This is a genomic window from Bradyrhizobium sp. Kon56, assembly GCF_055807635.1.
On record NZ_JBVVOU010000320.1, the window covers coordinates 1 to 273 of the forward strand.

Here is a 273-nt window from a genome sequence, read left to right on the forward strand (position 1 = left end):
GCTGGTTGGGCGAAGCGAATGAAATGCCGGCGCAGGCGGTGAGTTCTCCACTGGTCAGACTGCGTCGCGCTATCAGCAGGTCCGGGTTGGGCGTCATGTGCGCGCCGTAATGCCGGTGGTAGATATCCTGGATGTAGCCTATCGGCTCCGGTGCACCTTGCTCGCTTCTTCTAATTATTTCGAACCGTGCATGATCAATTTCATTTTGGCTTGAGGTATGAAGAAAGCTGTTCATGACGTATCCCTGTTAACGGCATTTGCCTTTAACAAAGC

The 273-nt window shown here is 52.7% G+C and carries 1 protein-coding gene; it reads right to left on the reverse strand.

All coding sequences use genetic code 11. The annotated features are described in order from the left end of the window. A partial coding sequence (locus tag AC0L3B_RS39140) for a hypothetical protein (RefSeq protein WP_473383090.1) occupies window positions 1-235 on the reverse strand: 235 nt, incomplete at its 3' end. Window positions 236-273: the final 38 nt, after the last annotated feature.